The sequence below is a fragment of the Pannonibacter sp. Q-1 genome, assembly GCF_054073275.1.
This window is the reverse complement of record NZ_JBSXNB010000001.1, coordinates 169,632-192,062: the sequence shown is the minus strand read 5'-3', so window position 1 is coordinate 192,062 and position 22,431 is coordinate 169,632. Positions and strand designations below refer to the sequence as shown.

21 protein-coding genes and 2 tRNA genes are annotated in these 22,431 nt (G+C 64.2%); 15 read left to right on the top strand and 8 right to left on the bottom strand.

Annotated elements, in window-relative coordinates; all coding sequences use genetic code 11:
* Both ACVNHC_RS00865 and ACVNHC_RS00860 read left to right on the top strand, forming a co-directional pair.
* On the top strand, nt 1-867 hold the full coding sequence (locus ACVNHC_RS00865) for a shikimate dehydrogenase family protein (RefSeq protein WP_457166191.1): 867 nt from the start codon (nt 1-3) through the stop codon (nt 865-867).
* A gap of 4 nt (nt 868-871) precedes the next feature.
* Nucleotides 872-2,785 (top strand): bifunctional sugar phosphate isomerase/epimerase/4-hydroxyphenylpyruvate dioxygenase family protein, encoded by a 1,914-nt coding sequence (locus ACVNHC_RS00860; protein WP_457166190.1) that lies wholly within the window; start codon nt 872-874, stop codon nt 2,783-2,785.
* Between the two features lie 3 nt (nt 2,786-2,788).
* Here the strand turns inward: ACVNHC_RS00860 and ACVNHC_RS00855 are convergent, their stop codons facing one another.
* The 3 genes from ACVNHC_RS00855 to ACVNHC_RS00845 form a co-directional block, all read right to left on the bottom strand.
* A complete protein-coding gene (locus ACVNHC_RS00855) occupies nt 2,789-3,154 on the bottom strand; it encodes a type II toxin-antitoxin system RelE/ParE family toxin (RefSeq protein WP_457166189.1) in 366 nt (121 codons plus the stop codon).
* Complete coding sequence (locus ACVNHC_RS00850; RefSeq protein WP_457166188.1) at nt 3,151-3,417, bottom strand: type II toxin-antitoxin system ParD family antitoxin; 267 nt, start codon at nt 3,415-3,417, stop codon at nt 3,151-3,153. Before ACVNHC_RS00850 ends, ACVNHC_RS00855 begins: the two co-directional genes overlap by 4 nt.
* A gap of 78 nt (nt 3,418-3,495) precedes the next feature.
* Nucleotides 3,496-3,570: transfer RNA gene (locus ACVNHC_RS00845), tRNA-Thr, on the bottom strand.
* 238 nt (nt 3,571-3,808) lie between these two features.
* Between ACVNHC_RS00845 and ACVNHC_RS00840 the strand changes: the two genes are divergently transcribed.
* From ACVNHC_RS00840 to ACVNHC_RS00780, 13 genes are all read left to right on the top strand, one after another.
* Nucleotides 3,809-4,012, top strand: coding sequence for a hypothetical protein (locus ACVNHC_RS00840; RefSeq protein ID WP_122521133.1), 204 nt, complete (start codon nt 3,809-3,811; stop codon nt 4,010-4,012).
* A gap of 184 nt (nt 4,013-4,196) precedes the next feature.
* Nucleotides 4,197-5,486 (top strand): UDP-N-acetylglucosamine 1-carboxyvinyltransferase, encoded by a 1,290-nt coding sequence (gene murA, locus ACVNHC_RS00835; RefSeq protein ID WP_050470960.1) that lies wholly within the window; start codon nt 4,197-4,199, stop codon nt 5,484-5,486.
* Between the two features lie 131 nt (nt 5,487-5,617).
* Nucleotides 5,618-6,058, top strand: coding sequence for a DUF2948 family protein (locus ACVNHC_RS00830; RefSeq protein WP_058900472.1), 441 nt, complete (start codon nt 5,618-5,620; stop codon nt 6,056-6,058).
* A 98-nt stretch (nt 6,059-6,156) separates the two neighbouring features.
* Nucleotides 6,157-7,461: a histidinol dehydrogenase gene (gene hisD, locus ACVNHC_RS00825; RefSeq protein ID WP_457166187.1), complete on the top strand. Its 1,305-nt coding sequence runs from the start codon at nt 6,157-6,159 to the stop codon at nt 7,459-7,461.
* A gap of 59 nt (nt 7,462-7,520) precedes the next feature.
* Entirely contained in the window at nt 7,521-8,045 is a 525-nt protein-coding gene (locus ACVNHC_RS00820; RefSeq protein ID WP_050470963.1) for a UPF0262 family protein, read from the top strand.
* 5 nt (nt 8,046-8,050) lie between these two features.
* Nucleotides 8,051-8,503, top strand: coding sequence for an arsenate-mycothiol transferase ArsC (locus ACVNHC_RS00815; RefSeq protein ID WP_050470964.1), 453 nt, complete (start codon nt 8,051-8,053; stop codon nt 8,501-8,503).
* Nucleotides 8,504-8,691: 188 nt separating this feature from the next.
* On the top strand, nt 8,692-8,910 hold the full coding sequence (gene infA / locus ACVNHC_RS00810) for a translation initiation factor IF-1 (protein WP_019962913.1): 219 nt from the start codon (nt 8,692-8,694) through the stop codon (nt 8,908-8,910).
* A gap of 29 nt (nt 8,911-8,939) precedes the next feature.
* A complete protein-coding gene (locus tag ACVNHC_RS00805; protein ID WP_058900470.1) occupies nt 8,940-9,581 on the top strand; it encodes a Maf family nucleotide pyrophosphatase in 642 nt (213 codons plus the stop codon).
* 10 nt (nt 9,582-9,591) lie between these two features.
* Nucleotides 9,592-9,804, top strand: coding sequence for a DNA gyrase inhibitor YacG (gene yacG / locus ACVNHC_RS00800; protein ID WP_050470966.1), 213 nt, complete (start codon nt 9,592-9,594; stop codon nt 9,802-9,804).
* Between the two features lie 248 nt (nt 9,805-10,052).
* Nucleotides 10,053-11,666 carry a bifunctional metallophosphatase/5'-nucleotidase gene (locus ACVNHC_RS00795; RefSeq protein WP_050470967.1) on the top strand — a complete coding sequence of 538 codons (1,614 nt, stop codon included), beginning with the start codon at nt 10,053-10,055 and terminating at the stop codon, nt 11,664-11,666.
* A 313-nt stretch (nt 11,667-11,979) separates the two neighbouring features.
* The gene (locus ACVNHC_RS00790) at nt 11,980-13,389 is read left to right on the top strand and encodes a tetratricopeptide repeat protein (RefSeq protein ID WP_457166186.1); all 1,410 of its coding nucleotides are present in this window, start codon (nt 11,980-11,982) and stop codon (nt 13,387-13,389) included.
* Between the two features lie 11 nt (nt 13,390-13,400).
* On the top strand, nt 13,401-16,310 hold the full coding sequence (locus tag ACVNHC_RS00785; RefSeq protein ID WP_457166185.1) for a FecR domain-containing protein: 2,910 nt from the start codon (nt 13,401-13,403) through the stop codon (nt 16,308-16,310).
* A gap of 240 nt (nt 16,311-16,550) precedes the next feature.
* Nucleotides 16,551-16,626, top strand: a tRNA-Phe gene (locus tag ACVNHC_RS00780).
* 325 nt (nt 16,627-16,951) lie between these two features.
* Here ACVNHC_RS00780 and ACVNHC_RS00775 read toward each other — a convergent pair.
* The 5 genes from ACVNHC_RS00775 to hmgA form a co-directional block, all read right to left on the bottom strand.
* Nucleotides 16,952-17,149, bottom strand: a complete 198-nt coding sequence (locus ACVNHC_RS00775) for a DUF2783 domain-containing protein (protein ID WP_186392540.1) — start codon at nt 17,147-17,149, stop codon at nt 16,952-16,954.
* Nucleotides 17,150-17,223: 74 nt separating this feature from the next.
* Nucleotides 17,224-18,888 carry an FAD-dependent oxidoreductase gene (locus tag ACVNHC_RS00770; protein WP_457166184.1) on the bottom strand — a complete coding sequence of 555 codons (1,665 nt, stop codon included), beginning with the start codon at nt 18,886-18,888 and terminating at the stop codon, nt 17,224-17,226.
* Between the two features lie 52 nt (nt 18,889-18,940).
* Complete coding sequence (locus ACVNHC_RS00765; RefSeq protein ID WP_457166183.1) at nt 18,941-19,891, bottom strand: MBL fold metallo-hydrolase; 951 nt, start codon at nt 19,889-19,891, stop codon at nt 18,941-18,943.
* Nucleotides 19,892-19,920: 29 nt separating this feature from the next.
* The gene (locus ACVNHC_RS00760; RefSeq protein WP_457166182.1) at nt 19,921-20,931 is read right to left on the bottom strand and encodes a fumarylacetoacetate hydrolase family protein; all 1,011 of its coding nucleotides are present in this window, start codon (nt 20,929-20,931) and stop codon (nt 19,921-19,923) included.
* Between the two features lie 93 nt (nt 20,932-21,024).
* A complete protein-coding gene (gene hmgA / locus ACVNHC_RS00755) occupies nt 21,025-22,386 on the bottom strand; it encodes a homogentisate 1,2-dioxygenase (RefSeq protein WP_457166181.1) in 1,362 nt (453 codons plus the stop codon).
* Between the last annotated feature and the right edge of the window lie 45 nt (nt 22,387-22,431).

Here is a 22,431-nt window from a genome sequence, read left to right as displayed (position 1 = left end):
ATGTCCGCATCCTCTCCCGCTGCCGTGCCGCAGACCGGCACCATCCGCCTCGGCCTCATCGGCGACAACATCGCCGCCTCATCCTCTCCCCGCCTGCATGTGCTGGCGGGGCTGCAGAACGGGCGCACGGTGACCTATGACCGGCTGGTGCCCCGGGAGATGGGCATGGAGTTCGACCCTCTGTTTGCCCATGTGGCGGCAGATGGCTACCGGGGCGTCAACGTCACCTATCCCTACAAGGAACGGGCGGCGGCCAAGGTTCAGGTCGATGATCCGCTGGTGCGGGCCATCGGCGCGGTCAATACGGTGATCTTCGAGGACGGTAAGGCACGCGGCTTCAACACCGACTATTCCGGCTTCATCGCCGCCTATCGCGCGGTGCGCGGCGATGCAGCGCCCGGTCCCGTTCTGATGATCGGGGCAGGGGGCGTCGGCAAGGCGGTGGCCTTCGGCCTCATCGCACTGGGCCTTGCCGAAATCCGCATTGCCGACCGGGATGTGGCCAAGGCCGATGCGCTGGCCGAAGCGCTGAAGGCCGTGCGGCCGGAGCTCGTCACCCGCACCGGACCGGAAGCCGCAGAGCTATCCACTGGCGTCAGCGGCCTCATCAACTGCACGCCCGTCGGCATGGTCGGCTACGGCGGCACCCCACTGGAGCGGGCGCGCATGACGGGCGCTGCCTGGGTGTTTGATGCGGTCTACACACCCGTCGACACGCCTTTCCTCAAGGATGCGGAAGCCGAAGGCCTGACCATCATCTCGGGCTATGAGCTATTCTTCGGGCAGGGCGTTGATGCCTGGGCCATCTTCACAGGACTGCCGCTCGATCATGGCCGCCTGCGCCAGGATCTCCTCAAGCCGGAGTGAACCGATGCTGAATTCGATCGCCACCGTTTCCATCTCGGGCAATCTGCCGGTCAAGCTGGAGGCCATCGCCAAGGCGGGCTTTCAGGGGATCGAGATCTTCGAGCAGGATTTCATCGCCTCGGACCTGAGCCCCGCTGATGTGGGCCGCATGGTGCGCGATCACGGGCTGACCATCACCCTGTTCCAGCCTTTCCGGGATTTCGAGGGCCTGCCGGAACCCTACCGCGCCCGCGCCTTTGCCCGTGCGGCGCGCAAGTTCGACCTGATGAACCAGCTGGGCACCGACCTGATGCTGGTCTGTTCCTCCGTGCATCCGGCGGCCATGGGCGGTATCGACCGGATGGCGCAGGACTTCCACGAACTGGGCGAGCTTGCCGCCCGTTTCGGCGTGCGTGCGGGTTTCGAGGCACTGGCCTGGGGGCGGCACATCAACGATCACCGCGACGCTTGGGAAGTAGTGCGCCGTGCGGACCATCCGCGCATCGGCCTGATCCTCGACAGTTTCCACACGCTCGGGCGCGGCATTCCGCCGGATTCGATCCGCGCCATTCCCGGCGACCGCATCTTCTTCGTGCAGCTGGCCGATGCTCCGGCCATTCCCATGGACCTGCTCTACTGGTCGCGCCACTTCCGCAACATGCCGGGCGAGGGCGATCTGGATGTGACCGGCTTCATGCGGGCGGTGCTCTCCACCGGCTATTCCGGGCCGCTGTCGCTTGAGATCTTCAACGACCAGTTCCGTGCCGGCCTGCCGCGCCTTGTAGCGCTGGATGGCCACCGCAGCCTCATCGACCTGCAGGACCGGGTGCGCCGGGCCGAACCGGCGCTGACCGTCGATCTGCCGCATTTCCCCGCGCCTGCCCCCGTGGAAGGTGTCGAGTTCCTCGAAATCGCCACCTCGGAAGCGGAAGAACCGGCCATCGCCGCCTTCCTGACGGCGGCAGGCTTTGCGCCCGTGGCGCGGCACGTCTCCAAGCCGGTGACGCGCTGGAGCCAGGGCGCGGTGAACATTCTCGTCAACACGGCCGTCACCGGCTTTGCCCACACCGCCTATGTCACCCACGGCACCACCGTGTCCGAAATCGCGCTGAAGGTGCCCGATGCCGCCGCTGCCGCCGAGCGGGCGCAGGCGCTGCTGATCCCGGCCCATCAGAGCCATATTTCCGAAGGGGAGCTGGCCATTCCTGCGGTGCGCGGTCATGGCGGCAGCCTGCTGCGCTTTGTCGATGGCGGGGAGATGCTGGGCCGCCTGTGGGATGTGGACTTCCGCCCGCTGCCTGATGCTGGCAAGGCTGGTGTCGGCAAGGCTACGGCCTCCGCAGGTGCCGGGCTGACGCGCATCGACCACATCGCCCAGACGATGGCGCATGACGAGATGCTCAGCTGGTCGCTGTTCTACCACGCCTTGTTCGATGCCCGCCGCGCCCCCATGGTGGATGTGGCCGATCCGGATGGGCTGGTGAAGTCGCAGGCGGTGGAAACCGGCGCGCTGCGCGTCACGCTCAACGGAGCGGAAGCCCGCCATACGCTGGCCGGGCGCTTTGTGAAGGAAAGCTTCGGCTCCTCCGTCCAGCATATCGCCTTTGCCACGGATGACATCTTCGCCACCGCCGCCGCGCTCAGTGCCCGCGGCTTCCCCATCCTGCAGATCGGCGCCAACTACTATGCTGACGTCGAAGCCCGCTTTGGACTCGATCCGGCACTGGTGGCCCGCATGAAGGGCGCAAACGTGCTCTATGACGAGGATGCAGGCGGCAGCTTCTTCCAGCTCTATTCGCAGACCCGTCCGGAAGGGCTGTTCTTCGAATTCGTCCAGCGCGGCGGCAACTACGCCGGCTACGGCGCCCCCAACGCCCCCTTCCGCATCTCCGCCCAAAAACGGGCGTTGAGGCCAGCGGGGATGCCGCAGGCGGAGTGAGGGTTATGGGTGCTGATCGTCGCGCAAGGCCCTGATGATCTTGTGCCGTGGCTCCATGCTTTCATGCAGCACGCGTAGAATGATAACGCCGCTGCTTCCGTCCGGCAGGAGGCTCTTGATGTAATAAAGGCAGTGTGCGGCGGCCCCGCGCCTGCCTGCTGCAAGCTCCAGATGGAAAAGCCGGACACCCGCCGCGATCCGTGATCTGTCAAGAGATCCGCCGCGCTCCGGATTCTCTGTGACCAGTTCTATGCCACGATCGATAATCCCTGCGTAGACAGAGAGCTGCCTGACACCGAATGCTTTGATCGTTTCCCTCAGTATGTTGCGAATGTCGCGCTCGGCTGCCGCAGTGAGGGAATGCCTCATTCGCCTGCTTGTTCCCGCCGAATCTCCTGCGCAATCTCCGCCGCTGTCTTCGACGTGGTGCGGCCTGCGCGCATGTCGTCGAGGCCAACGGAAATTTCCCGGCTGAGAAGGGCGAGGCGCTCCTGTTCGGCGGCCTTTTCATGCTGAAGCAAGCGCAGGGCATCGCGGATCACTTCGCTGGAGGTGGCATATCCACCTTGTGCGACTTCATCTTCCACGAAGCTCAGCATATCGGCTGGCAAGCTTACGTTCATCGTTGCCATACGGCTTTTCTCCGGTTTCGCGGTTACTATAGCGCGACCAGCAAGTTTGCCAAAGCTCTGCGATTTAACGGTGAAAAATGGTGCTGCAAGAGAGGATTGAACTCTCGACCTCTCCCTTACCAAGGGAGTGCTCTACCACTGAGCTACTGCAGCATCTCCGGGCGGACCCGCTGGCCTTTTGTCCGGTGATCCGGAAGGCCGTTCGTGACCGGCGCGCTGTGGCGCCGCGAACGGGTCGGCTTGTGCCATAGAAGGCTGGACATGGCAAGCGCTTATCGTGCTGATTTTTCCGCGTGCCTGTGGACAGTTTGCCGGGAAGGGAAGGGGGATGCCTTCCGGTGGCGGAAAGCATAAGCTATTCCTTGGAAAATTGGAAACAGCAGGGATGGCGATGACCAGGCAGAACAAGCCGGACGGGCCTAAGCCCGGCTCCCGCGAGGCGCGCCTTGCCGAGGCGCTGCGGCAGAATCTGAAGCGGCGCAAGGCGGCAGACCGCCAGCGCCGCGAGACGGCGGCAGGACCGCTTGAGGCAGACGATGGTGCCGCAGCGCCCGCCGGGCAGGGTGGGGATGCGGACGCGGTGCCGCAGGCGTGATGGCGTCAGATGAGGGCATGCGGGAGTGGCGGGAAGCTGCGGGCCCCGCATGCTGCCGCAAGGCGGAAGCAATGCAGGCAAGGCGGTGTGCCACGCTGCCTTGCCTCAGCCTTTATCCCGGTGTAGAGCCGGGCCAGTTTTCTATTTGCCGGCAGGCCTGAGACCTGCCCAATCAGGTGATTCCATGGACAGCATCAAGATCATCGGCGGCGCGCAGCTCAATGGCGTCATCCCGATTTCCGGCGCCAAGAATGCGGCCCTGCCGCTGATGATCGCCTCGCTCCTGACGGACGAGACGCTGACGCTGGAAAACGTGCCGCGCCTGCGCGACGTGGCGCAGCTGACGCATATCCTGTCGAACCATGGCGTCGACTATTCGGTCGATGGCAAGCGCACCGGCGTTGACGAGCTGCGCGGCCAGACGCTGCATCTGACGGCACGCGCCATTGTGGACACGACCGCGCCTTACGAGCTGGTGTCGAAGATGCGCGCCAGCTTCTGGGTCATCGGCCCGCTGGTGGCGCGCATGGGCGTGGCCCGCGTGTCGCTGCCGGGCGGCTGCGCCATCGGCACGCGGCCGGTGGACTTCTTCATCGATGGCCTGAAGCAGCTGGGCGCGGAGATCGAGATTGAAGCGGGCTATGTGGTGGTCAATGCGCGTAAGGGCCTGACTGGCGCGCATATCACCTTCCCGCGCGTGTCTGTGGGTGCCACCCACACGCTGATGATGGCGGCGACGCTGGCCAAGGGCGAGACCATTCTGGAAAACGCCGCCCGTGAGCCGGAAGTCGAAGACCTTGCCAATTGCCTGAAGGGCATGGGCGCGAAGATCGAAGGCGCCGGCACTTCCACCATCCGCATTGAGGGCGTGCCGCGCCTCAAGGGCCACCGCCATGCGGTGATCGCCGACCGCATCGAGACTGGCACCTATGCCATGGCAGTTGCCATGACCGGCGGCGATGTTGTGTTGCAGGGCGCGAGGGCTGAGCTTCTGGACGAAGCGCTGAACGTGCTGCGCCAGACCGGCGCGGACATCACGCAGGTGGAAGACGGCCTGCGCATCTACCGCAATGGCAACGGTATTGCGCCGGTTGATGTCACCACCGAGCCGTTCCCCGGCTTCCCGACGGACCTTCAGGCCCAGTTCATGGCGCTGATGACGCGGGCGGGCGGCCAGAGCCGGATCACCGAAACCATCTTCGAGAACCGCTTCATGCATGTGCAGGAGCTGGCCCGCCTCGGTGCCCGCATCCGCATTGACGGCAAGACGGCCATCGTGGACGGCGTGGACAGCCTGCGCGGCGCCCCGGTGATGGCAACGGACCTGCGTGCCTCCGTGTCGCTGGTGATTGCCGGTCTGGTGGCCGAAGGCGAGACGAACGTGAGCCGCGTCTATCACCTCGACCGTGGCTTCGAGCGGCTGGAAGAAAAGCTCGGCCGCTGCGGCGCCATGATCGAGCGCATCTCGGCCTAAATGCAGCATGCGGCAGGCGTGGTGCACGGCCTGCCGCATTGTCAAACGGCCCCGGACGCGCTAGGCAACGGATTGGAATGGCGGGAGCTCTCCCGCCCTTTGCCACAAGCCTTCCGGAGACAGAGCCGCCCATGGACCTGCTGAAACTTGCCGCCCTCGATGAGGAAGATCTGGCCGTGGTTTCCGCCCATGTGCAGGACGCGGTGCTGAGCGTTGGCGACATCCGCTACCTGCCGAAGGAGCGTAAGGTGATTGTCGCCATGAACCGCTTCGTCTGGGACAAGGCGGAAGACCGGCGTGCGCGCACTCACGAAAGGCGCCGCTCGGCGCTGGCCTTCGCCCGTGTGACGGCGATGCGCGCCGCCCATATCCGGCAGGAGGCGAAGGGCGCCATCCTGTCGCTGCTGGCCATCCGCTTCGAACAGGGCGCGGAAGCTCCTTCCGGCACGGTGCGGCTGGAATTTGCCGGTGGCGGCACGCTGGCGCTGGATGTGGAATGCATCGAGGCGCAGCTGACCGATCTTGGCGCGGCCTGGGCCACGCCCAATAAACCTCATCATCACATCGACTGAGATTTTCCAGCTGGCGGGCGTAGCTTTGCCGGCGACAAGTGGCGCGGCCCCTTGCAGGGTGAGCCGGCGCCGCGAAAAGGCCTTGCAAGGAGACAGACGTGGCAATCCGGCTTTCCACCGCAGATGCAGATTTCGAGACCCGCTTCAAGGACCTGCTGTCCGGCAAGCGTGAGGTGTCCGAGGATGTGGATCAGGTCGTCCGCACCATTCTGGACGATGTGCGCACACGCGGCGATGCGGCCGTGGTGGACTATACCAACCGCTTCGACCGGGTGAGTGTCTCTTCCATCGCAGAGCTCAGGGTGACGGCTGAAGAGATCGAGGCCGCAACTGCAGCGGTAGAGCCGGCAACGCTTGACGCGCTGAAACTGGCGCGGGACCGCATCCACTCGCACCACGCCCGCCAGATGCCGAAGGATGACCGCTACACGGATGCTCTGGGCGTCGAGCTTGGCTCGCGCTGGACGGCGGTGGAGGCGGTCGGCCTCTATGTGCCCGGCGGCCTTGCCAGCTATCCCAGCTCCGTGCTGATGAATGCGGTCCCCGCGCTTGTCGCCGGGGTGGAGCGCATTGCCATGGTGGTGCCCGCGCCGGACGGGGTGCTGAACCCGCTGGTGCTGGCGGCAGCCAAGGTGGCCGGGATCACGGAAATTTACCGCATCGGCGGCGCGCAGGCTGTGGCCGCTCTTGCCTATGGCACGGAAAGCATTGCGCCGGTGAGCAAGATCGTCGGACCCGGCAATGCCTTTGTGGCCGCTGCCAAGCGCCGAGTCTTCGGCACGGTGGGCATCGACATGATCGCCGGGCCTTCCGAAGTGCTGGTGGTGGCCGATGCGGACAACAATCCGGACTGGCTGGCAGCGGACCTTCTGGCGCAGGCCGAGCATGATCCGGTGGCTCAGTCGATCCTCATCACCGATGACGAAGGGCTGGCGGCTGCCGTGGAAGCGGCGGTGGAGCGGCAGCTGAAGACGCTGCCGCGTGCGGAGGTGGCCTCGGCCAGCTGGCGCGATTTCGGCGCCGTCGTCATGGTGAAGGATCTGGAGGAAGCCATTCCGCTGATCAACCGGCTGGCGCCGGAGCACCTGGAGCTGGCGGTGGAAGATCCCGAAGCGCTGCTGGGCCGCGTGCGCAATGCGGGCGCCGTGTTCCTGGGCCGCCACACGCCGGAAGCCATCGGCGATTATGTCGGCGGTTCCAATCATGTTCTGCCGACCGCCCGTTCGGCGCGGTTCTCGTCCGGCCTGTCTGTGCTTGACTTTGTGAAGCGGACGTCGATCCTTAAGTGTGATGCGCAGAGCCTTCGGGCTCTCGGGCCTGCGGCAATCGCCCTGGGCGAGGCGGAAGGCCTCAGCGCGCATGCAAGGTCCGTTTCCATCCGGCTCAATCTGGGAGCCGAATAGGCAAGCGGCTGGGAGGAGGACAGCATATTGAGGGCTCTGACGGGGAAGGTGCGAGCCGTATGACCTTGGTGGAAAGCAGTGCGTCCTCCGGCGCCGGAGAGGGTTCCGGCGAAGATGCTTCAGGCCGTCTTATCGATGTCATTCTCGATGAGGCGTCCATTGCCCGTGCGGGGCCCGACATCGAGCATGACCGGGCCGTGGCCATCTATGACCTGATCGAGGAAAACAGCTTCTGCCCCAGCGGGCTGGGGGGCGGCCGCTTCGTGCTGCGCCTGTCCGTCGTGGAAAAGAAGCTGGTGTTCCAGATCACCAGCGAGGGCGGCGAGGATGTGGCCACCCATGTGCTGTCGCTGACGCCGCTGCGCCGCGTGGTGAAGGATTACGACCTGATCTGCGAAAGCTACTATCAGGCGATCCGCCATGCGACGCCCAGCCAGATCGAGGCGATCGACATGGGCCGGCGCGGCGTGCACAACGAGGGGGCAATGGTCCTGAAGGAGCGGCTGGAGGGCAAGGTGGAGATTGACCAGCCCACGGCCCGCCGCCTCTTCACCCTTGTCTACGCCTTGCACTGGAAAGGCTGAGCACCATGACCGGGCCGGGCTCCCGTCCGACTGCGGTCCTGTTTGCCTGCAGCATGAACGCTGTGCGTTCTCCCATGGCTGCAACGATTGCCCGCAGCCTGTTTCCGGGGCAGGTCTACGTGCGCTCGGCCGGCGCACGCAAAGGCGAGCGTGACCCGTTCGTGGATGCGGTGATGGCCGAAATCGGCATGGACGCCAGCACCCATCAGCCCAAGACGCTGGAGGATCTGGACGAGTCCGGCTTCGACCTTGTGATCACCCTTTCGCCGGAAGCCCATCACAAGGTTCTGGACCTGACGCGCGCCGATGCGGTGGACGTGGAATACTGGCCAACCATGGATCCGACCATCGTTTCCGGCAGCCGCGACCAGATTCTGGACGCCTACCGTTCGGTGCGTGATCAGCTGATGATGAAAATCAAGAAGCGGCTGGGCTGGACGCCGCCACCCAGCGGGTGATACAGAGAAGCGAAAGAGCTGGGAAGCTGCTGCGAAGCGGCCTTTTTCCGCCCTCACGCCTGAACCGGCAAGTCCGCATGATGGCCCGCCCGATGGAAAATCACCGGCGCGGAGATTGCCCTGTTCACTTTTTTGCTTTGATCCTATAGGTTCCGCGCACCTCAGGATCGGTTTAACCGGGATACCATATGGCTAAGGAAGAAGTTCTGGAGTTTCCGGGCGTCGTCACGGAACTGCTGCCCAACGCGACGTTCCGCGTGCGTCTTGAAAATGACCATGAAATCATTGCTCACACTGCAGGGCGCATGCGCAAGAACCGCATCCGTGTTCTGGCAGGCGACCGGGTTCTCGTCGAGATGACCCCGTATGACCTGACCAAGGGCCGCATCACCTACCGCTTCAAGTAAGCCGCGGTCCGGCCGGGAGCGAGACACCCATGAGCGATACTGCCACCGTTCCCCTCGTTCTGGCCTCCGCTTCGCCGCGCCGTCTGGCTCTGCTGCAGCAGGCCGGCATAGAGCCGCAGCATCTCATTCCGGCCGATCTGGACGAGACCCCGCTGCGCGGCGAGACGCCGCGCGCTCTGGCGGTGCGTCTGGCGAAGTCCAAGGCCCGTCACGTGCGTGAGCAGCTGGCGGAAGATGCCGTGCTGTCGAAAGCCGTCATTCTGGCGGCGGACACGGTGGTCTGCGCCGGCCGCCGTATTCTGCCCAAGGCCGAGACGGTGGAGCAGGCAGAGGCCTGCCTTGGCCTTCTCTCAGGCCGTGGCCACCGCGTGCTGACCGGCCTTGCCGTGATTTCGCCATCTGGCTCCGTGCGGACGAAGATCGTGGAGACCCGCGTGCGCTTCAAGAAGCTGTCGCGCCGGGAAGGTGATGATTATCTGGCTTCCGGCGAATGGCGCGGCAAGGCGGGCGGCTATGCCATCCAGGGCCTTGCGGGCACCTTTGTCGTGAAGCTGACTGGCTCCTACCCCAATGTGGTTGGCTTGCCGCTCTATGAGACGGTCAACATGCTGGCTTCTGCCGGTCTGGATGTCCGCGCCCTGTGGCGCGATCCGCTGAAGCTGCCCGCGTGAGGATGCCGCAATGACCGCAGCATCCGGCAATGCAGGGGACCAGGGCCGCCGCATGCGGCCATGCCCCATCTGCTCCAAGCTCTCCACCCAGGCCGACTATCCCTTCTGCAGCGACCGCTGCGCCAAGATAGATCTGCACCGCTGGATGGTGGAAGGCTACAGCATTCCCGCCGTCGAGACGGATGATGTTGATGACGAGGCAGAGGGCGGCGAAGACCGCTGATTCCTGCCGTGCCGGTCTGCGCCGTGAAATTCCGGGCAGGCTTGCTGAAAAAATCATCTTGTCCTGAAAAATTTTCCGCTGTCATAATCAGGGCTGCCTGTCACAAACGCTGTCACAATTCAGCGGAAGGCGGGAGGCTGGCCTGCCCTCTTGCGCGCTGCTGCGAATAAAACTGTCGCAGACCTGTGCTAGGGCGGCTGTGTAGAAAAAGCGGAGGCCGGGGCTGGCTTCCAACAGGCGAGGCGAACATGAAAAAGATGCTTCTTGGCGCGACTGCCCTTTTTGCCGCGATGGCAATGGGCGGCGCAGCGCTGGCCGATTATTCGGTGACCATCCTTCACACCAACGACCTGCATAGCCGCATCGAGCAGATCAACAAGTTTGATTCGACCTGCAGCGCCGACGAAGATGCCAAGGGCGAGTGCTTTGGCGGTGTTGCCCGTATCAAGACCAAGGTGGACGAGCGCCGCAAGGCGCTGACGGACGCCGGCAAGAACGTGATTCTGCTGGACGCTGGTGACCAGTTCCAGGGATCCCTGTTCTACACCACCTACAAGGGCAAGGCGGCAGCCGAGTTCATGAACATGATCGGCTATGACGTGATGGCCGTGGGCAATCATGAGTTCGATGATGGTCCGCAGGGCCTTGCCGACTTCCTGGCGGATGTGACGTTCCCGGTCATCTCCGGCAACACCGATGTCTCCAACGAGCCGCTGCTCAAGGACAAGGTGCCCGGTTCGGTGATCCTGGAAGTTGGCGGGCAGAAGATTGCCATCGTCTCGGTTCTGGCCGAAGACACCGCCGAGACCGCATCCCCCGGCCCCGGCGTCACGTTTGTGAAGGCTGAGGATTACCTCAAGGGCGCCGTGGGCGAGCTGGAGGCACAGGGCGTCAACAAGATCATCGCCCTGACCCACATGGGCTACGAGCGTGACAAGGAAATCGCCAGCGCAGTTTCCGGCATTGACGCCATTGTCGGCGGCCATTCTCACACGCTGCTGGCCAATGACAATGACAAGGCAGCCGGTCCTTACCCGACCATCGTTGCCAACCCGGACGGCAAGGACGTGCCGGTTGTCACGGCCTATGCCTACAGCAAGTATCTCGGCGAGATCGAGCTGACCTTCAACGACAATGGCGATCTGATCTCTGCCAAGGGCGACCCGATCCTGCTGGATGCGTCCGTCACTCCGGATGAGACCGTCGCCGCCCGCGTCGCTGAACTGGCCCAGCCGCTGGAAGAGCTGAAGGCCAAGGTGATCGGTTCCACCACCGCCGCCATCGATGGCTCGCGCGACACCTGCCGTGTCTCCGAGTGCCAGATGGGCAATCTGGTGGCCGAGGCGATGCTGGACCGCGTGAAGGAGCAGGGCGTCGAGATCGTCATTCAGAACGGCGGCGGCCTGCGTGCCTCCATCGATTCGGGCGAGATCACCATGGGTGAGGTTCTGACGGTGCTGCCGTTCCAGAACACCCTGGCCACGTTCCAGCTCAAGGGCTCCGACGTTGTGGCCGCTCTGGAAAATGGCGTGTCCAAGGTTGAAGAAGGCGCTGGCCGTTTCGCGCAGGTCGCAGGTCTTCGCTACGAGTGGACCAAGGCCAAGCCGGCCGGTGAACGTATCCTCAAGGTCGAGGTGAAGGACGGCGACGGCTGGGCCCCGATCGACCCCGAGAAGGTCTACGGCCTTGCCACCAACAACTACATGCGTGGCGGCGGTGATGGTTATGCCGTCTTCGCCAAGGCCGGCATGAATGCCTATGACTTCGGCCCGGGCCTTGAAGAAGTGCTGGCGGAGTACATTGCCAAGAACGGCGGCGACTACACCCCGTTCACGGACGGCCGCATCACCGAAGTGCAGTAAAGGCCAGGCTTGCGGGCAGGGCCGCCTGATCCTGTCCGCAGGGCCCTGTCCCGTGCGGCGGCCGGGCTTGCGCCCGGCGATGCACCCCGAAAAAGCCACAGGCTCCGGAATGGCGCGGGATTTTGCTCCTCGCGCCATTTCTCTTTTCATGCCAGTGCTTTGGCTGAGGGGAGGTCAGGTGTAGCCGTTGATCAACGCACGGCGAGATAAGTGTCCCGTGCCGGATTGCAGGTTTGCTCCGGCGGGACTCTCATGTATCTCTGCAAGCACGGGGCGATCTTAAAATCTGGTAAAGCGTGGGATGCCGGGGAACGTGACAAGTATCGGGGCAAAATCACCGCGGATACGGGCAGGCCGCACGGGCAGCTGCCGCAGCAGGGCGCGCCGGTTTGGCGGCCTTCTTGCGCTTGCCGTGGTGTTTGGCACGGCGGGTCTCGATGGTGCGGCTCAGGCGCAGCAGTTTCCGGCGGCAAATCTTGCTGCGCGCCAGCAGCAGCTTCTGCAGGCAACGCTGGCAGAGCCGCAGAATCTGGACATCGCCTTTGAATATGCCATGGTCTCGGCGCAGATTGGCGACCACGAAGCGGCTATCGGCACGCTGGAGCGCATGCTCGTCTACGCGCCGGGCCTGCCGCGCGTGCAGCTGGAACTGGGCGTGCTCTACATGCGCCTCGGCGCCAAAGATATGGCGCGCAATTATTTCGAAAGCGCCATTTCCGGCCCCAATGTGCCGCCGGAAGTGACACAGCGGGTGAACTACTTCCTTGCCGCCATTGCGGAGCAGGAAGCGCCGGCCAAGGTCAGCGGTCTGCTCACCGCCGGGGTGCGCGGTCAGAGCAATGCCAACGCCGCCCCCGAAAGCCGAATCATCAACCTGAACGGAACCGCCTTCACGCTCGATGATGCAGGAACGGGCAAGGCGGACATCAATGCGTTCCTCTCTGCAAACGTGCGCTTTTCCTATGACCTTGCCAGTCAGGGGGACCGGCTTGAGGCAGACCTGATCTTCTATGGTGCGCGCTACGGGGATATCAGCCGTCTTGATACGGAGATGGCAGAGATCACCTTTGGCCCGTCGTTCAACCTCGCCCGCTTCGGCATTGATGACGCAAGGCTCGGGATTTACGGCATCGCCAACGGCATCCGGCTGGATGGGGCGAATTACAGCGGCGGCTTTGGAGCCGGCGCGCGGGTTGCCATGAACCTGAGTGAGCGTGCAGGCCTTCTGGCACGGGTAGAGGTGCGCCACAGCTGGTTCAACGATACCGTGAAACAGCCCAATCTCTCCGACAGGGCCGGTTATGCGGTGCGGATTGCATCCGGGTATCAATACCGCCTGACCGAGACTTTCACCGCCCGGCTGACGCTGCTTGGCGACGTGGTGACGGCGAACAAGGCTTACAAATCCAATACAGCCAGCGGCTTTTCTGCCGGCGGGACTTACCGCTTCTCCTCGCCTTTCAGGCTATCCGCTGCGCCCTGGTCCGTGGATGTTGAGGGCGGCTACCTGTACCGCGCCTATAACGAGCCGGACAGGCTGATCAACCGCAACAGAGCCCAGCGGGACAATGAGGGGTGGTTGCGCTCGTCGCTGACGATGCCGCTGGGTGAAGGCAAGACGGCCATAGGCCTGTCGGGCGAACTGCGCCGCCAGCAGTCCAATTATGATCTGAATGATTACACCAATGCATCGGGCATGCTGTCTGTCATGCGCCGGTTTTGAGGTTTGATACCATGATGAGCCGCTTCCGCACCGCCCGTTCCCTCGCTGCTGCCGTCAGCCTTCTGCCGGCGCTGCTGGCCTCCACTGCGATGGCTGCAACGGATGTGGGTGTTGCCACTGCGGTGAACCCGCAGGCGCAGGGCACGGCGCCGGGGGCAGGCGTGCGCACCATCATGCTTGGCAACAACATCTATCACAACGAACGCATCCGGACCGGCGGCACGGGCCTCGTGCAGGTGCTGTTTGTCGATGGATCGACCTTTACCGTCGGGGCGAATTCCGATCTGGTGATTGACGAGTTCGTGTTTGATCCAGAGGCAGGCACCGGCAAGCTGGTGGCCAGCATGGGCAAGGGCGTCGCCCGGTTTGTCGGCGGCAAGCTGTCGAAGAACAAGGGCGGCGTCAATGTCCGCACGCCGGTCGGGACCATCGGCATCCGCGGCGGCATTGCCAATCTGGAGGTGCGTGAGGATGGCGGCACCTTCTCGCTGGTCTTTGGCAAGGAACTGACCTTCACCGGGCCGAGTGGCACCGGGCAGCGGATTTACGAGCCTGGCTACACCATGGTTGTGGGCGGCAGGGGGAGCGGCCTGCCCGAAATACGCCCGACAACGCAAGCGGATCTTGGCTCCCTGCAGCAGTCCCTGACCAGCCGGCCGGGCCAGAATGGCGGCGCGCCGCGCCCGCCCACCAACGAGATCGTGGCCCGGAGCGGCATTCCCTCCGTCAACTCGAACCTTTCCACAGTCAACACCTTGCCGTCCCCCAAGCCGCAGGTGGTTGTCGCGACCGAACTCGGGCGCGTCGAGGACGCAATCGAAAAGACGCCGCGTCCGGACGTCAGCGAAGGAAACGGCGGCACTGCGCCTGCAATACCGGTCCCGCGGCTTCATGCCCTCAGCGGCGGCAGCTGGCTTGAGTTGCCGTGGCCTCACTATCTGTCAGATCCGGGGCGGCAGGGCATTCTGGGCAAGGGAGGGGGGGCGATCGATGGCGAGCTTGTTCTGGAAGGATCGCTGTCCGGTGGCACCTCCGGGGCCTATTCGTCGGCAAACGGGGATTCCGTTCTGACGGGCGAAATCGACGGGCAGATCATCACCGTCGGCGTGCCCTCCATGCCGGGCATCAGCTACTTCCAGTCGGCGCTGACGGACAAGGGCTATCATATCGGTCAGATCAGCCAGTCCGGCGTGCCGTCATGGCTGAGCATTGATGCGGGAACGGATGGCAATATCGAGACGAACGGGCGCGGGGTCTTCTACCGGGGCAGCGGTGACTTCATCGCACTGCTCTATCAGGAAGCCTTTTTCCCCGGTGATATGCCGTATTTCGGGACGGATCTTTCCGACGCAATCCTGGCATTCGGCGGAACTGCGGGATCCTTCGACGTGATGGATCAGGGGGACCTTCGAACCTATACCCTGACAGGCGATCTTCAGCAGCTGCTGTCTGCCGGGATGCAGAATTCGGATGGCAGCGTCACGGTTGCGGACACCGGTGCGCTGTTCCTCAATCCGCTCGTGGCGCAGGACCTGGGAGCCTCCTTCCTCAGCGGAGTGGGCAACACCGGCCTGCTCGTGCTTGAGAGCGATGCAGGGGCCGAATCCACGCCGCCGCCGCTGGCGCTCGCTGCCTCCTTCTCCATTCAGGGCAGTGGTTCATCGCAGCAGTCGATGGTCAGCCTGTTCCTCGGATCGATTACCGAGAATTATTTCTCCGGGACCATGACGCTGGATGGCGACCGGCGCGGCGGCTACAAGTCGGCTTCCCATGATGCAACCGGCAATTTCTCCGGCGGCATCGGTTCTCTGGAAGGCGTGGATGGGGCGCATGCCTATGGCTCCAATGCACAGAACTTCCTGCTGAGCGGCAATGCGAGCGGGAATATCTATGTCGACAGTTATGCCGTGGTGCCGTCCACCATCAGCGCGTCCGAGCAATACAGTGCTTCGACCCATATTGCCGAGCTGTCGTCGTCGGCCGATGGCTCGACGCTGACGCGCACCACCCGCAATCTGTCGGCCTTTGCTGCGGGAATGGTGCAGCAGGGCAGTGGTGGGACACTGGTGGTCACGCCCTATGCCTCCCAGGGTACCTTTGACAACACTGTCAGGTTTGATGCCGCCAGCAAGTCGCTCTCGGCCTCGTTCAGCTTGAGTGACCAGAGTTATACAGGTGCCGGCTACGCGCCGAAGATGACGGTGTCCTTCGGCAACAGCGCCTCTGCCCCCGAGAGCGAGCGGGCCTCTGTCTTCATCGACAACGACCGCTACGCGGCAATCGAGACCAGTGACAGTCTTGGCAATGGGCTGCGTGATGATGCAGGCACCAGCAAAGATGCCGATGCCAAGAGCTACTTTATTTCCAACACGCTGGTGGAGGGTGCAGACAGCGCCATTTTCGCCGGCGTGACAACCAAGTGCAGCTGCGCTTTCCTGGAATGGGGCTACTGGGGCACCAGCCTTGTCACCGACAATCCCTATCCGGCAGCCGATGATGTGGCCCAGGTGCATCTGGGAACCTGGGCGGCAGGGCGTATTCTGGGGCCGAATGATCTTCCGAGCAGCGGAAGTGCCAGCTATCAGGGCCATGCGGTCGGCAGTGTGGTCAACGGCGGCAGCCAGTATCTGGCAGCTGGCGACTTCAACATGAGCGTGGATTTCGCCAGCCGCCACGGCACCGCGACCATCAGCAACTTTGATGGCCGCACGTTCGGGGCCAATGTCTCGGAATCCAACCCTTTCGCCGATCAGAACCTCTTCAGCGGAGCGATCTTCGATAGCGGCACGATGGGCGGCACTTTCAATGCCTCTCTGGTGCAGGGGCCGAACAGCAATTTCGACGGCGTCATCGGCAACTTCTCTGCCATTGACGGCTCGTGGATGGCCACCGGTGTTGCGGTGGGCGAGCGGCTGCCCTGAGAAGGCCGCTGGCGGCTGTCCCGGCCAGAAGCCAGGCCAGCCGCGGGCCCCTGCCGGGGCGCTTGTCCACAGGCGGAATATGCTCCTGAAGTTGTTGAAACCATGGAGAAAAGCGGCGCTTTGCGGTGGCTGCGAAAATAATGGTCCAAGCCTGCGAAAAGTTTTGCCGGGGCGCTGGACAAGGCCCGGGCGATCTCCTATAAGACCCCCACTTCCGGCGGTCACGCCACATGAAGTCAGGCCCAGATAGCTCAGTTGGTAGAGCAGCGGATTGAAAATCCGCGTGTCGCTGGTTCGATTCCGGCTCTGGGCACCACTTCTCTCCCCCAGAAAAAGTAGAATATAACTTCGCCAGTTTGCGGGTTGCGCAGTATTGCGCGAGCGATTGTTTGCAGCGATCACGGCAGACGCCGGGAGCAGACATGTGTCTCGCGCTCGCCACCCGCGCCGTCCCGGCCTTTGTGCCGGGACCCCTCAGGGACGTGAAGCGGGTGAGATGGGGCGGTCTTTCGACGGCAGGGGCCGGTGCTATGGCTGTGTTTCAGCCGCCCGTGCATCCCTGACAGGTCCCGGCGCAAAGGCCGGGACGGCGCGGAGAGGGGCGTTTGTGTCCGAAGCCAAGGCATCGGGATGCTGCTGCATCACACCTTCTGCCCCGTCTCCTTCGCGAGAGCCAGCGCTTCAGCCAGTATTGCCGGGTCGCCGATGTGGTTCATCAGGATGAGGATCAGGCGGGCGTTGAGGGCGTGGCTTTCGTCTTCCGTCAGGCCCTCATGAGCGGCGAGAAGGCTGGCGTAGGCGTCGTCCGGGTTGGGCAGGTTCGGGGCGGTGATCAGCATGGTTCATCTATCCCGGCTGCCGCCAGGGGCGGGCAGCCTGTCAGGGGTTCATCGGTCACATCACGCGGGGCGCATCACGCGAGGCAGAGCGCGCGGGCGAGGGCGGTGGACACTTCGTTTGCGTCAAAGCGCTCCCAGCGGGCGGCGGTGTGCTGGTCCGGGCGCACCAGATAGACGGCGGAAGCTGCCTGCCCGAGATAGCGCTCGCGCAGCGGCTCGTTGCCTTGCGGCGAAAGCTGCAGGCAGGGCAGGGTGAGGCCGTGGGCGGTGAAGCTTTCGGGCGCATCCGTGCCGATGGCCAGCAGATGGAAGCCGCCGCCAAGCCGCGCCAGCAGCCAGTCTTCCGCGCCCGGTTCCCCGCCAAGAGGCGCATCCAGCAGCGGGGCACCGGGGCGGGTGCGGGGCGGCATCAGCGGATGATCCGGGCCATTGAGCGGCAGCCCGTCATAGACGCAAGGCACGGAGAGGCGCCCGGAGTTGACGATGCTGCGGGCAAAGGGGGCTTGGGCGGCCAGATCCAGCACCGCGTTGCGGAACATGCGCGACATGCCGCTTTTCGGGGTGATGAAGTCGGTGGCACGGGTGGAGTTGAGAATGTTCTCGTCCGCCCCGTGGATGCGCTCTGCGCAGTAGCTGTCGATCAGGGCTTCAGGCGCAATGCCCTTCACCACCAGCGCCAGCTTCCAGGCGAGATTGTCCGCATCCTGAATGCCGGAATTGGCCCCGCGTGCGCCGAAGGGGGACACCTGATGGGCGGAATCGCCGGCAAAGAGCACCCGGCCCTTGCGAAAGGTCTCCATGCGGCGGCACTGGAAGGTGTAGATCGAGGTCCAGACCAGTTCGTAATCCGCGCCTTCGCCCAGCATGGCATCCACACGGGCACGCACGCGCTCGGGCTCCAGTTCGCGCTTGCGGTCGATGTTCCAGCCCAGCTGGAAATCGATGCGCCACACGCCGTCCGGCTGCTTGTGCAGGAGGGCGCTGTCGCCGGACTTGAAATGCGGCTCGAACCAGAACCAGCGCTCGGTCGGGAAGTCCGCCGTCATGCGCACATCGGCAATGAGGAAATTGTCCTCGAACACCCGGCCTTCGAAGCCCAGCCCCAGCATGGAGCGCAGCGGCGAGCGGGCGCCGTCGCAGGCGATCACCCAATCGGCATGGAGCTGATAGGGGCCGTCAGGGGTTGAGATGTCGAGACGGGCGCCGTTGCCGGTCTGCGCCAGCGCCTCCACCTTGTTGCGGCCGCGGATTTCGATGGGCGCGCCTTCCGCGATGGCCGCAAGGATGCGCTCATGCAGGAACTTTTCGAAATAGGGCTGCTGCAGGTTGATGAAGGCGGGAAACTCGTGCCCGCCTTCCGGCAGCAGGTTGAACTCGTAGAGCAGGCGGTCATCGCGGAAGACCTTGCCCTTGTTCCACTGCACGCCCTTGTCCAGCATGGGCCGCGCCGCGCCAAGCCGGGCGCAGATCTCCAGCGTGCGCTTGGCAAAGCAGATGGCGCGGCTGCCCTCGCCAACGCCTTCCTGATCATCCAGCACCAGAACCGGCACGCCCTTGAGCCCAAGGTCGAGCGCGGTGGCGAGCCCCACCGGCCCGCCGCCAACGACGATCACCGTATGGCGGGCGGGGGCCGGCTGGTCCTGATCGGCCGAGCGGGCATAGGGGTAAAGCGCGAAGGCAAGGGCGCGTTCGCCAGCCTTGCTGGCGGGCGCAGGTGCGATTGCGGCGGGTCTGTCCACGAGGTCTCCTCCCTCTTGTCCCGTTTTCCGTGCGAGGCGTCGCAGGGCTGGTTCAGCCCTGCAGCGCGGCCCACATCTCGAGGTCGCGGGCGGCGGTCCAGATGCGCGGATGGCTGATGCCGCGCGCTTCGTCATAGGCACGGGCAACGTTGAAGGGCAGACAGTGCTCGTAGATGGCGTAGTCCTTGAACTTCGGATCGCATTCGGCGCGCACCGCGTCCCAGGCTTCCTTCAGGGTGCCGTTGCGGGCGGCAACCCGTGCCACCGGGCGGAAGGTGCTCTCCACGAAGTCGCGGGTGCGGTCCAGCGCGGCGTTGACCGCATCCCGGCCCAGAACGGCATCGCCGCGTCCCGGCGCAATGGCATCAAGGTCAAAGGCGCGGATGGCCTCCAGCGTCGAACCCCATTCGCGGAAATGGCCGTCTCCGCAATAGCAGGCGGCATGGGCCTCGACGATGTCGCCGGTGAACATGACGTTCTGGTCCGGCACGTGGATGACGATGTCGCCCGCCGTGTGGGCGCGGCCAAGGTGCATCAGGTCCACCCGGCGCTTGCCGAGGAAAACGGTCATCCGGTCACTGAAGGTGGTGGTGGGCCATGTGAGGCCGGGGATGCTTTCATGGCCCTGGAACAGGCGCGGGAAGCGCTGGAACTCGCTGTCCCAATCCTCCTGGCCGCGTTCGGCCACCATGGCGCGGGCGGTCTCGCCCATGATCACCTGCTGCGCCTTGAAGGCGGAGGCACCCAGGACGCGCACGGCGTGATAATGGGTGAGCACCACATGGGTGATCGGCTTGTCGGTGACGCTGCGCACACAGTCGATCACCTTCTGCGCCAGGCGCGGGGTGGCCTGCGCCTCGACGATCATCACGCTGTCATCGCCGATGATGACGCCGGAGTTGGGATCGCCCTCGGCTGTGAAGGCATAAAGGCCCTCGCCGACTTCGGTGAAGCTGATGGTCTTCTCGGTGAGGTCGCCCTGCGAGGCAAATTTCTTGCTCATGGATATGTCCGTCCGTCCGTAAATCTGTTTCAGGCGTTCCGCTCTACCGTCTGCTCGATGGCGCCGAAGATGGAATGACCCGTCGCATCCAGCATCTCGATGCGCACCGTGTCGCCAAAGCGCAGGAAGGGGGTCTTGGCGGCGCCGCTGTTGATGGTTTCGATCATGCGGATCTCGGCAATGCAGGAGTAGCCCGCGCCACCCTCGCTCACCGGCTTGCCGGGGCCGCCATCCAGCTTGTTGGAAACCGTGCCGGAGCCGATGATGGAACCGGCCGCCAGCGGACGGGTCTTGGCGGCATGGGCGATGAGCTGCGGGAAATCGAAGGTCATGTCGATGCCGGCATTGGCGCGGCCGAAGGGCTTGCCGTTGAGATCCACCTTCAGCGGCAGATGCAGCCGTCCGCCATCCCAGGCATCGCCCAGCTCGTCCGGCGTTACGGCAACGGGGGAGAAGGCAGAGGAGGGCTTGGACTGGAAGAAGCCGAAGCCCTTGGCCAGTTCCGCCGGAATGAGCCCGCGCAGCGACACGTCATTGACCAGCATGATGAGGCGGATGGCCGCCCGCGCTTCGTCCGCGCTTGCGCCCATCGGCACGTCATCGACGATGACGGCCACTTCGCCCTCCATGTCGATGCCATAGGCTTCATCGGCCATGCGGATGGGATCGCGCGGGGAGAGGAAGCTGTCGGAGCCGCCCTGATACATCAGCGGATCGGTCCAGAAGGTTTCCGGCATTTCGGCGCCGCGGGCCTTGCGCACCAGTTCCACGTGGTTGACGTAGGCCGAGCCATCCGCCCACTGATAGGCGCGCGGCAGCGGGGAATGGGCGTCATGCTCATGAAAGCGCATGGAGGGCACGGCATCGTGCTCCAGGCTCTCGGCCAGCACGGCAAGCTTGGGCGCGAGTTCTGCCCAGTTGTCCAGCGCGGCCTGCAGGGTGGGGGCAAGGTGGGTGGCTTCGGTGCAGCGGGTCAGGCTCTTGTTGACCAGCACAAGCCGTCCGTCACGGCTGCCGTCCTTCAGCGTGGCAAGTTTCATGGTGTTTTCCCGAAAACTGGTGTGAGAGGGCGGCAGGCTCCCCCGGCCCGCCGCTGCCCCATGTGATGTCTGGCGCTGAGTGGCTGCCGCCGCTCACTTCACGCCGGGCGTGCCGTCGAACTTCTTTTCAAGGCTGTCCCAGCAGTCGATGTAATCATCCTGCAAGGGCGCGGAGGTCGCTGCCCATTCGGTCAGGTGCTGGGGAAAGCGGGTTTCGAACATGAAGCTCATGGTCTCGTCCAGCTTTTCCGGCTTCAGTTCCGCGTTGGAAGCGCCCTCGAAGGCGTTGCGGTCCGGCCCATGCGGCAGCATGCAATTGTGCAGGCTCATGCCGCCGGGCACGAAGCCCTTCGGCTTGGCATCATAGATGCCGTAAATGTTGCCCATCAGCTCGGACATGATGTTCTTGTGGTACCAGGGCGGGCGGAACGAATGTTCGGCCACCATCCAGCGCTCGCGGAACAGCACGAAGTCGATATTGGCGGTGCCTTCCACGCCCGAAGGGGCGGTCAGCACGGTGAAGATCGACGGGTCCGGATGATCGAAGAGAATGGCTCCGACCGGCGAATAGGTGCGAAGGTCATATTTGCAGGGCGCGTAATTGCCGTGCCAGGCCACCACATCCAGCGGCGAATGGCCGATCTTCGTCTCGTGGAACTGGCCGCACCACTTGATGATGACAGTGGACGGCACCTCCTTGTCCTCAAAGGCGGCAACCGGCGTCTTGAAATCGCGCGGGTTGGCAAGGCAGTTGGCGCCGATGGGGCCACGGTTCGGCAGGTCGAATTTCTGGCCGTAATTCTCGCAGACAAAGCCACGGCACGGGCCTTCCAGCACTTCCACCCGGTAGACCAGGCCGCGCGGCAGGATGGCGATTTCCTTCGGCTCCAGATCAATGACGCCCAGCTCCGTGCAGAAGCGCAGGCGGCCTTCCTGCGGCACCACCAGAAGCTCGCTGTCGGCGGAGAAGAAATACTCGTCCACCATGGAACGGGTGACCAGATAGATGTGGCTGGCCATGCCGGTGTGGGTGTTGACGTCGCCAGCCGTCGTCGCGGTGCGCATGCCGGTGACCCAGGTCAGCGGCTCGTCCGCATGGGGCACCGGGTCCCAGCGGTACTGGCCCAGGCTGATCACGTCATCAACGATGTTGGGCGCGCTCTTCCAGAAGGGCACATCAATCTTGGTGAAGCGGGTGGTGTGCTTGACCGAGGGGCGGATGCGGTAGCACCAGGTACGCTCGTTCTGGCCGCGGGGAGCGGTGAAGGCGGTGCCGGAAAGCTGCTCTGCATAAAGGCCGTAATTACATTTCTGCGGCGAATTCTGCCCCTGTGGCAGGGCGCCGGGCAGGGCCTCCGTCTCGAAGTCATTGCCGAAGCCGGGCATGTAGCCTTCGACCGTGCCGTTGACCGTGGCGGCGCGAACCATGCCTGTGGGCAGGGCGTGCGTTGTCATGATGTCCTCCTCTTGCCGGCTCCCCCGGCCGTTGCCTGTGATAAT

Excerpts from the sequence above, each read along its gene's own strand:
- ACVNHC_RS00775 (WP_186392540.1), bottom strand. The coding sequence starts at position 17,149 with ATGCTGATCACCGCCCCGAACCTGCCCAACCCGGACGACGCCTACGCC.
- ACVNHC_RS00760 (WP_457166182.1), bottom strand. The coding sequence starts at position 20,931 with ATGAAACTTGCCACGCTGAAGGACGGCAGCCGTGACGGACGGCTTGTG.
- ACVNHC_RS00865 (WP_457166191.1), top strand. The coding sequence starts at position 1 with ATGTCCGCATCCTCTCCCGCTGCCGTGCCGCAGACCGGCACCATCCGC.
- ACVNHC_RS00795 (WP_050470967.1), top strand. The coding sequence starts at position 10,053 with ATGAAAAAGATGCTTCTTGGCGCGACTGCCCTTTTTGCCGCGATGGCA.
- murA (WP_050470960.1), top strand. The coding sequence starts at position 4,197 with ATGGACAGCATCAAGATCATCGGCGGCGCGCAGCTCAATGGCGTCATC.
- ACVNHC_RS00815 (WP_050470964.1), top strand. The coding sequence starts at position 8,051 with ATGACCGGGCCGGGCTCCCGTCCGACTGCGGTCCTGTTTGCCTGCAGC.
- infA (WP_019962913.1), top strand. The coding sequence starts at position 8,692 with ATGGCTAAGGAAGAAGTTCTGGAGTTTCCGGGCGTCGTCACGGAACTG.
- ACVNHC_RS00820 (WP_050470963.1), top strand. The coding sequence starts at position 7,521 with ATGACCTTGGTGGAAAGCAGTGCGTCCTCCGGCGCCGGAGAGGGTTCC.
- ACVNHC_RS00840 (WP_122521133.1), top strand. The coding sequence starts at position 3,809 with ATGACCAGGCAGAACAAGCCGGACGGGCCTAAGCCCGGCTCCCGCGAG.
- ACVNHC_RS00805 (WP_058900470.1), top strand. The coding sequence starts at position 8,940 with ATGAGCGATACTGCCACCGTTCCCCTCGTTCTGGCCTCCGCTTCGCCG.
- ACVNHC_RS00855 (WP_457166189.1), bottom strand. The coding sequence starts at position 3,154 with ATGAGGCATTCCCTCACTGCGGCAGCCGAGCGCGACATTCGCAACATA.
- ACVNHC_RS00850 (WP_457166188.1), bottom strand. The coding sequence starts at position 3,417 with ATGGCAACGATGAACGTAAGCTTGCCAGCCGATATGCTGAGCTTCGTG.
- yacG (WP_050470966.1), top strand. The coding sequence starts at position 9,592 with ATGACCGCAGCATCCGGCAATGCAGGGGACCAGGGCCGCCGCATGCGG.
- hmgA (WP_457166181.1), bottom strand. The coding sequence starts at position 22,386 with ATGACAACGCACGCCCTGCCCACAGGCATGGTTCGCGCCGCCACGGTC.
- ACVNHC_RS00830 (WP_058900472.1), top strand. The coding sequence starts at position 5,618 with ATGGACCTGCTGAAACTTGCCGCCCTCGATGAGGAAGATCTGGCCGTG.
- ACVNHC_RS00785 (WP_457166185.1), top strand. The coding sequence starts at position 13,401 with ATGATGAGCCGCTTCCGCACCGCCCGTTCCCTCGCTGCTGCCGTCAGC.
- ACVNHC_RS00860 (WP_457166190.1), top strand. The coding sequence starts at position 872 with ATGCTGAATTCGATCGCCACCGTTTCCATCTCGGGCAATCTGCCGGTC.
- ACVNHC_RS00765 (WP_457166183.1), bottom strand. The coding sequence starts at position 19,891 with ATGAGCAAGAAATTTGCCTCGCAGGGCGACCTCACCGAGAAGACCATC.